The sequence below is a fragment of the Streptococcus mitis genome (assembly GCF_946190115.1).
Taxonomy (GTDB): Bacteria; Bacillota; Bacilli; order Lactobacillales; family Streptococcaceae; genus Streptococcus; species Streptococcus mitis_CO.
Genome location: NZ_CAMHZG010000008.1, coordinates 102,075 through 110,812, shown reverse-complemented (window position 1 = coordinate 110,812; position 8,738 = coordinate 102,075). Strand labels below are relative to the sequence as shown.

The following is an 8,738-nucleotide window of genomic DNA, read 5'->3' as shown; positions in this document are numbered from 1 at the left end:
CCAGCCTCAGACTTGACTAAGTCACCAGAAGATGCAGCTAAACCAAATGCGGGCAACGACATCGTTAAACCAGCGGATAAAGTAGTTGTAGATCCAGCCAAAGGTGTAGATGAAACAGCTAAGAAAGCGATCGAAGATAAAGTTAAAGCTGTTAACCCAGGTGCAACAGTAGTTGTAGATGATAAAGGAAATGCGACAGTCACAACCCCAGAAGGTAAGACAGCGGTCATTCCAGCCTCAGACTTGACTAAGTCACCAGAAGATGCAGCTAAACCAAATGCGGGCAACGACATCGTTAAACCAGCGGACAAAGTGGTAGTTGATCCAGCCAAAGGAGTAGACGAAGCAGCTAAGAAAGCGATAGAAGACAAAGTTAAAGCAGTCAACCCAGGTGCAACAGTAGTTGTAGATGACAAAGGAAATGCGACAGTTACAACCCCAGAAGGTAAGACAGCGGTTATTCCAGCCTCAGACTTGACTAAGTCACCAGAAGATGCAGCTAAACCAAATGCAGGCAACGACATCGTTAAACCAGCAGCTAAAACTGTAGTAGCAAATCCAGACTCATTAACAAAAGATGAGAAGAAAGCAATTGCAGCTAAAGTAGTAGCAGTCAACCCAGGTGCAACAGTAGTTGTAGATGATAAAGGAAATGCGACAGTCACAACCCCAGAAGGTAAGACTGCAATCATTCCAGCATCAGACTTGACAAAAGCTGCAGCTGATCAATTGACAGCAAATAATGCTAAGACTCCGGTAGCTAAAACACCAGTAGTAAATCTGGATAAACTTACAGATGCTGAGAAGAAAGCAGTCGCAGCTAAAGTAGTAGCAGTAAATCCAGATGCAACAGTAGTAGTAGACGATAAAGGAAATGCGACAGTCACAACCCCAGAAGGTAATGTTTCTGTAATTCCTGCTTCAGAATTAGTCAAGAAACAGGCTGATCTTGAAAAAGAAACTAATGGTAACGATGCTAAGACTCCAGCAGCTAAAACTGTGGTAGCAAATCCAGAAAAACTTACAGATGCTGAGAAGAAAGCGATCGAAGATAAAGTTAAAGCTGTAAATCCAGATACAACAGTAGTAGTAGATGACAAAGGAAATGCTACAGTAGCTAAAGGTGACGGAACAGTTCTAGATATTCCAGCCTTAGACTTGGTAATCCCAGCTGAAAAATTAGCAGATGCAGCTACAGATGCTAAGGTTAAGACTCCTGCCATCCGTACCTTGGTAGATAAAAAAGACAAATTAACAGACCTTGAAAAAGAAGCTGTTAAGAAAGCTATTAAAGCAGTCAACCCAGGATCAACAGTAGTTGTAGATGATAAGGGTAATGCTACAGTTACATCACCATCAGGTGACACAGCAACAATTTCTAAAGAACAACTAGTGAAAGATAAAGAAGCTGTTTCTAAATCTAAACATGGTGGAGATAATCTTGATATCGACTTGAGTAAAGTAGAGGTGGCAGACCTTGCTAATATTACTCCAGAAGAAAAAGCGAAATTCCAATTCAAGGTTCTAGGTGCTATTACAGACGTTCCAGAATTTGATCTTGATGCCTTCTTGAAAGAAACAGACGATAATGGTAATACAGTTTACACATCTAAAGATGGTAAAGTGAAAATTACGATTGATAAAGATGGTAACGCAACAGCAACAGTCGAAAAAGATGGTAAGACAGAAGCAGCTGTTAAAATTGACAAAGATGGAAATGTAACAATCGTTACAAAAGAAGGTCAAGTATTAGCAATTTCAAGAGATGATGCGTTTAAACAACGTCCATATGTGCCATCAAATGGTGGAGGCAATAACAGTGGTAACGGTAACGGAACTTCTGGCAATAACGCAGCTAATAACACTGACGCAAGAGTGGATAAAGCTAAGTTAGAAGGTGCTATCCATCAATTAGATGAATTGATCATTAAAGAATCAGCTAAGCTTGATGCAGAAACTGCAAAAGAAGCGAATGACTTATTAGCAGATGCTAAGAAAGTATTTGCTAATGCAGACGCAAGTCAAGCAGAAGTGGATGCAATGGTTAAACGTATCGAAGACTTCATGGCGAAAGTTGCTCCATCAACTGATCATGCAACTCCAGCTAACGACCAATCTGCTCAAACACCAGCTGTAGCATTAGCTACTACTCAAGCAGCAGCTAATGCTAGCCAAGAAGCAGCAACAAATGCGCGTAAAGCAGCTAAAGAATTGCCAAATACAGGTACAGCAGATTCTACTGTAGCTATGGTAGCAGCTGCCGCAAGTGCATTACTTGGTCTTGGTCTTGCAGGCCGTCGTCGTAAAGAAGACGAAGAAGCTTAATTGGTAGATTATTTAATCATTATCAGATGATAAGTCCGATTTTCAAAGCTTAAACAAGTACCTCTCGTAAGAAAATCTCCTAGCAGGAAAGTCTGCTAGGAGATTTTTGTATTTCAGGAAGTGGACGGCTGACTTGGTAACCAGCTGAGGGTGAAGGTTAGCTGATCAGCTTTTAGGAGGTCTTGGTGTTGAATAGTTGATACTAGAGTTGTGTCCAGTCGGCATTCTTTGACAAAGTTAAAATGGTTGTGGTTTTGCTCAGTATGAATATCTAGCCATTTACCTTCTTTAGCAAGGTAGATACGGAGGTGGTCAAAGAGAGGGATTCCAAGATCATAGCTTGGTTTTCCTGGACAGGTCAGATAAAATCCGAGAGCCGACCAGATGTACCAGGCCGAGAGACTACCATTGTCTTCATCGCCAGGATAGGCTTGCCAGCTTGGATGAAAGGCTTTCTGACGGAGAGTCTTGATGAGAAGGGCAGTGTAGTCAGGGTAGTTGCTGTAGCGGAAGAGATAAGGAATGTGGAAGCTAGGTTGGTTAGAAATGGCGAGTTGTCCAAAAGGAGCAGTAGCCATTTCGCTCATTTCGTGAATCTCGTAGCCATAGCCTGTTGTCTCAAAGAGGGGAGCCTCCTGACAGGCTTTTAAAAGATAGTTGCTAAAGGCTTCTTTTCCACCTATAAGCTGGATTAAGCCTGAGATGTCGTGGAGAACGCCTAAAGTTGCTTGGATGGCTGAACATTCGGCATAATCACGTCCCCAACTATAAGGAGAGAAGTCAGGACGTAAGTTTCCTTGATTGTCTCGCGCTCGCATGTAACCTGTCTCAGCATCAAATAGATGGCGGTAATTTTGTGACGCAGTTCTATAAGTTTCCGCGATGTCATTCTGACCAAGTTTTTCGGCACAGCTGGCGATACAAAAGTCACTATAGGCGTAGTCTAGGGTATGGCTAACACTTTCGTGGTGGTCGGTAGAGAGGTATCCCAGTTCTTGGTATTGGGCTAGTCCGTGGCGACCATTGATGCCGAGAGGGTCGGACTTGGTGGCTGTTTCAAGCATGGCTTGGAGGAGTTCTTCTTCTAGGTCAGGAGCCATGTCCTTGCAGGCGCTATCTGCGATAATGCCGTCTAAAAGGGTACCTGGCATCATACCCCGTTCATCTGGAGCCAACCATTTTGGAAGGAATCCAGTATCGCGATAGCTATTGAGAAAGCCTTCTAAAAAGCGGTGATAGTGCTCCGGTATGATAAGGGCAAAGAGGGGGAAGGTGGTGCGGAAGGTATCCCAGAAACCATTGTTGCTGAAGAGGACACCAGGCTTGACAGTTCCAGTAGCCAAATCTATGTGGATGTCTTGCCCAGATTTATTAACCTCATAAAAAGTCTGTGGGAAGAGGAAGAGTCTGTAGAGACAGTGATCAAAGAAGGTTCGGTCAGCCTCTCCTGTTTCTATAATGTCAAAACGATGGAGGAGATTTTCCCAATCCGCTTGGGCATTTGCTTTACAGTTATCAAAATCTTCTTGAGGTAGATTAAGCAGAGCCTGAGAGTGAGAGATGAAAGAAGTCGCTAGCTGAATTTCGGCATGACTATCTTCTAGGTCAATTCGCCAGTCTTCGCCTTCTTGGCTGATAGCAAGAATATCCGTATTCATTTGCAGGGCAGTGAACATCGTTAGTGGATTTTTGTTGGTTTCAGTTTTACCTTCTTGTCGCAGGGCAAGAGTTCGCTTATCTACTTGCTCCACGGTCAGTTCATCTGCTGCGTGAAGATAGAGGGAGAGTGCTTTGCCTTGCTTTTGCTCCAAATGAATAGAAGCACCGTAGCAAGTCGGTGTGAGCTGGGTTTCAATCTGATAGCGCAGGGAGAAAATCTTCAGATAATGAGGTTGGAAAGAGGCTTTTTCGATATCATAAGAAGACTGGCGGTGAAAGAGGCTGTCTCCACCTAGCTGGCCTGTGGCAGGTGTCAGAAGGAGCCAAGAGTAGTCGCCAATCCAAGGACTGGGCTGATGGGTCAATCGAATTCCCTGAAAGATGGGCAGATGCGGATCGAAAAACCAAGCTCCCTCCTGGTCACTGGTCTGGGGCACAAAGTAATTCATCCCAAAAGGAACGCCTGTGTATGGCAGGGTATTTCCCCGAGAGAAGGCATGTTTGCTGGCAGTTCCAAATCGGGTATCGATGCTTTCAAGTAGTGGTTTCATAGTCTTTCCTTTAGCTGTTTTTCTACATTATATCAGAAAAAGATAACCTTTAGAAAAGGAGTTTCAAAGATAACTATTTTGTAGAAAAATGACTATCATTTGTGTATGTATTTTCTGTATCAAAAGCTATATACTGAAAATGAAACTTGTTTGAAAGAGGATACTGCACGATGATTTATTCAAAAGAAATTGTTAGAGAATGGCTAGATGAAGTTGCAGAGCGGGCTAAGGACCATCCAGAGTGGGTGGATGTTTTCGAGCGTTGCTACACCGACACCTTGGACAATACGGTTGAAATCCTAGAAGATGGTTCAACCTTTGTGCTCACAGGGGATATTCCTGCTATGTGGCTTCGGGATTCGACAGCCCAACTCAGACCCTACCTTCATGTGGCTAAAAAAGATGCCCTCCTGCGTCAGACCATTGCAGGTTTGGTTAAACGTCAGATGACCTTGATTCTCAAGGATCCTTATGCAAATTCCTTTAACATTGAGGAAAACTGGAAGGGGCACCACGAGACCGACCACACAGACCTTAATGGCTGGATTTGGGAACGCAAGTATGAGGTGGACTCGCTTTGCTATCCTTTGCAGTTGGCTTATCTCCTCTGGAAAGAAACTGGCGAGACTAGTCAATTTGATGAAACTTTTGTCACAGCGACTAAGGAAATTCTCCATCTGTGGACGGTAGAACAAGACCACAAGAACTCTCCTTATCGTTTTGTCCGGGATACGGACCGCAAGGAAGATACCTTGGTAAATGATGGCTTTGGCCCTGATTTTGCAGTGACAGGTATGACTTGGTCAGCCTTTCGTCCGAGCGATGACTGCTGTCAGTATAGTTACTTGATTCCGTCAAATATGTTTGCTGTAGTAGTCTTGGGTTATGTCCAAGAAATCTTTGCAGAACTAGACCTAGCTGATAGCGAGAGTATTATTGCTGATGCTAAGCGTCTCAAAGCGGAGATCCAAGAAGGCATCGAAAACTACGCCTACACAAGCAACAGCAAGGGCGAAAAGATTTATGCCTTTGAAGTGGATGGTCTAGGAAATGCCAGCATCATGGATGATCCAAACGTACCAAGTTTGTTGTCTGCACCTTATCTGGGCTACTGCGATATTGACGACGAAGTCTATCAAGCAACTCGTCGTACCATTCTGAGCCCTGAAAATCCATACTTCTACCAAGGAGAATACGCTAGCGGCCTCGGAAGTTCTCATACCTTCTATCGCTATATCTGGCCAATCGCTCTGTCTATACAAGGTTTGACAACAAGAGATAAGGCAGAGAAGAAATTCTTGCTGGATCAGCTGGTTGCTTGCGATGGGGGTACAGGTGTTATGCATGAAAGCTTCCACGTAGATGACCCAACTCTCTACTCTCGTGAATGGTTCTCTTGGGCCAACATGATGTTCTGTGAATTGGTCTTGGATTACTTGGATATTCGCTAAGAAACACGCTTTAGCGCAACTGATTCTTGGAAAGAATCACAAATTTACATTTAAAACGTTAACAATAAAAATTTAAATTTAGAATGAGGTTTTACTTCATGGAAAATGTTGTCGTACATATTATCTCACATAGTCACTGGGATCGTGAGTGGTACTTGCCTTTTGAAAGCCACCGTATGCAGTTGGTGGAATTGTTTGACAATCTCTTTGATCTCTTTGAAAATGACCCTGAGTTCAAGAGTTTCCATTTAGATGGACAAACTATTGTCCTTGATGACTACTTGGAGATTCGCCCTGAAAATCGCGACAAAGTCCAACGATACATCGACGAAGGAAAATTGAAGATTGGTCCTTTTTACATCTTGCAAGATGACTACTTGATTTCAAGTGAAGCCAATGTCCGCAATACTCTTATCGGTCAACAAGAAGCTGCCAAATGGGGCAAATCCACCCAGATTGGTTACTTCCCAGATACCTTTGGAAATATGGGACAAGCTCCTCAAATCCTGCAGAAATCAGGCATTCACGTGGCAGCCTTTGGCCGTGGTGTAAAACCGATTGGATTTGACAACCAAGTTCTCGAAGATGAGCAGTTTACTTCCCAGTTTTCAGAAATGTACTGGCAGGGTGCGGACGGAAGTCGTGTCCTCGGGATTCTCTTTGCCAACTGGTATAGTAATGGGAATGAAATTCCAGTTGATAAAGACAAGGCCTTGACCTTCTGGAAACAAAAACTGGCAGATGTGCGTGACTACGCTTCGACCAACCAATGGTTGATGATGAACGGCTGTGACCACCAACCTGTACAGAAAAATCTGAGCGAAGCTATTCGTGTGGCAAATGAACTCTTCCCAGATGTAACCTTTGTTCATAGTTCCTTTGATGAATATGTTCAAGCCGTGGAAAGTGCCCTACCAGAGCAGTTATCAACGGTTACAGGTGAGTTGACCAGTCAGGAAACAGACGGCTGGTACACACTTGCCAACACTTCTTCATCTCGTATTTATCTCAAACAAGCCTTCCAAGAAAATAGCAATCTCCTAGAGCAAGTTGTAGAACCCTTGACCGTCATTACTGGTGGACATAACCACAAGGACCAGTTGACCTATGCTTGGAAAACACTTTTGCAGAATGCGCCGCATGATAGTATCTGTGGCTGTAGTGTGGACGAAGTTCACCGCGAGATGGAAACACGTTTTGCCAAGGTTAATCAAGTAGGAAATTTTGTTAAGACCAACTTGCTCAACGAGTGGAAGGGTAAAATTGCTACAGCTAAGGCTCAAAGTGACTATCTCTTTACGGTTATTAACACAGGCTTGCATGATAAGGTTGATACTGTCAGCACAGTGATTGATGTTGCGACTTGTGATTTTAAGGAATTGCACCCAACAGAGGGATACAAGAAGATGGCTGCCTTAACCTTGCCAAGTTACCGTGTGGAGGACTTGGATGGTCGTCCTGTAGAGGCTAAAATCGAGGATCATGGGGCTAATTTTGAGTACGATTTACCAAAAGACAAGTTCCGCCAAGCTCGTATCGCTCGACAAGTGCGCGTGACTATTCCAGTTCACCTAGCGCCACTTTCTTGGACAACCTTCCAATTACTGGAAGGAGAACAAGAACACCGCGACGGTATTTACCAAAACGGAGTGATTGATACGCCATTTGTAACGGTGAGTGTGGATGACAACATCACAGTCTATGATAAGACAACTCACGAAGCCTATGAAGATTTTATCCGCTTTGAGGACCGTGGGGATATCGGAAATGAGTATATCTATTTCCAACCAAAAGGAACAGAGCCAATCTATGCAGAGCTTAAGGGCTACGAGGTCTTGGAAAACACAGCTCGCTACGCTAAGATTTTGCTCAAACATGAATTGACTGTGCCTGTCAGTGCAGATGAAAAGCTAGAAGAAGAGCAAAAAGGCATCATCGAGTTTATGAAGCGTGAGGCTGGACGGTCAGAAGAATTGACAAGCATTCCTCTTGAAACTGAGTTGACTGTCTTTGTTGACAATCCACAAATCCGTTGCAAGACTCGCTTTACCAACACTGCCAAGGATCACCGTATCCGTCTCTTGGTCACGACTCATAACACGCGTCCAAGCAATGATTCTGAAAGCATCTATGAGGTGGTGACACGACCAAACAAACCAGCTGCTTCATGGGAAAATCCTGAAAATCCTCAACACCAACAAGCCTTTGTCAGTCTGTATGACGATGAAAAAGGGGTGACTGTATCTAACAAGGGATTGAATGAATACGAAATCCTTGGAGACGACATCATTGCAGTGACTATTTTGCGTGCATCAGGTGAGCTAGGTGACTGGGGTTACTTCCCAACACCAGAAGCACAATGCTTGCGTGAGTTTGAAGTCGAGTTTGCGCTTGAATGCCACCAAGCCCAAGAACGCTTCTCAGCCTATCGTCGAGCTAAAGCCTTGCAGACACCGTTTACCAGCCTTCAGCTTGCTAGACAGGAAGGAAGCGTGGCTGCGACTGGTAGCCTCTTGAGCCATTCTGTTCTCAGCATACCGCAAATCTGTCCAACAGCCTTTAAGGTAGCTGAAAATGAAGAAGGCTATGTCCTTCGTTACTACAATATGTGTAGTGAAAATGTACGTGTACCGGAAAGTCAACATCTCTTCCTTGACCTGCTTGAACGACCATATCCAGTTCATAGAGGCCTCATTTCACCACAAGAGATTCGTACAGAATTCATCAAAAAAGAAGAAATTTAATTTCAAAA

At 43.8% G+C, this 8,738-nt stretch carries 4 protein-coding genes; 3 read left to right on the top strand and 1 reads right to left on the bottom strand.

Annotation, left to right across the window (positions count from 1 at the left end):
* The coding region (locus N8L90_RS06155) for a MiiA motif-containing surface protein (protein WP_261024642.1) at positions 1–2,325 on the top strand (2,325 nt) is incomplete at its 5' end.
* A gap of 113 nt (positions 2,326–2,438) precedes the next feature.
* Here N8L90_RS06155 and N8L90_RS06150 read toward each other — a convergent pair.
* Positions 2,439–4,535 carry a GH92 family glycosyl hydrolase gene (locus tag N8L90_RS06150; protein WP_261024640.1) on the bottom strand — a complete coding sequence of 699 codons (2,097 nt, stop codon included), beginning with the start codon at positions 4,533–4,535 and terminating at the stop codon, positions 2,439–2,441.
* A 170-nt stretch (positions 4,536–4,705) separates the two neighbouring features.
* On the opposite strand from N8L90_RS06150, the gene N8L90_RS06145 reads away from it, so the two are divergent.
* Entirely contained in the window at positions 4,706–5,986 is a 1,281-nt protein-coding gene (locus N8L90_RS06145; protein WP_261024638.1) for a glycoside hydrolase family 125 protein, read from the top strand.
* A 98-nt stretch (positions 5,987–6,084) separates the two neighbouring features.
* Entirely contained in the window at positions 6,085–8,730 is a 2,646-nt protein-coding gene (locus tag N8L90_RS06140) for an alpha-mannosidase (protein ID WP_261024636.1), read from the top strand.
* The last annotated feature ends 8 nt before the right edge of the window (positions 8,731–8,738 follow it).

Bases quoted from the DNA above. Each gene is read 5' to 3' on its own strand.
- N8L90_RS06145 (WP_261024638.1), top strand. From the start codon at position 4,706: ATGATTTATTCAAAAGAAATTGTTAGAGAATGGCTAGATGAAGTTGCA.
- N8L90_RS06150 (WP_261024640.1), bottom strand. From the start codon at position 4,535: ATGAAACCACTACTTGAAAGCATCGATACCCGATTTGGAACTGCCAGC.
- N8L90_RS06140 (WP_261024636.1), top strand. From the start codon at position 6,085: ATGGAAAATGTTGTCGTACATATTATCTCACATAGTCACTGGGATCGT.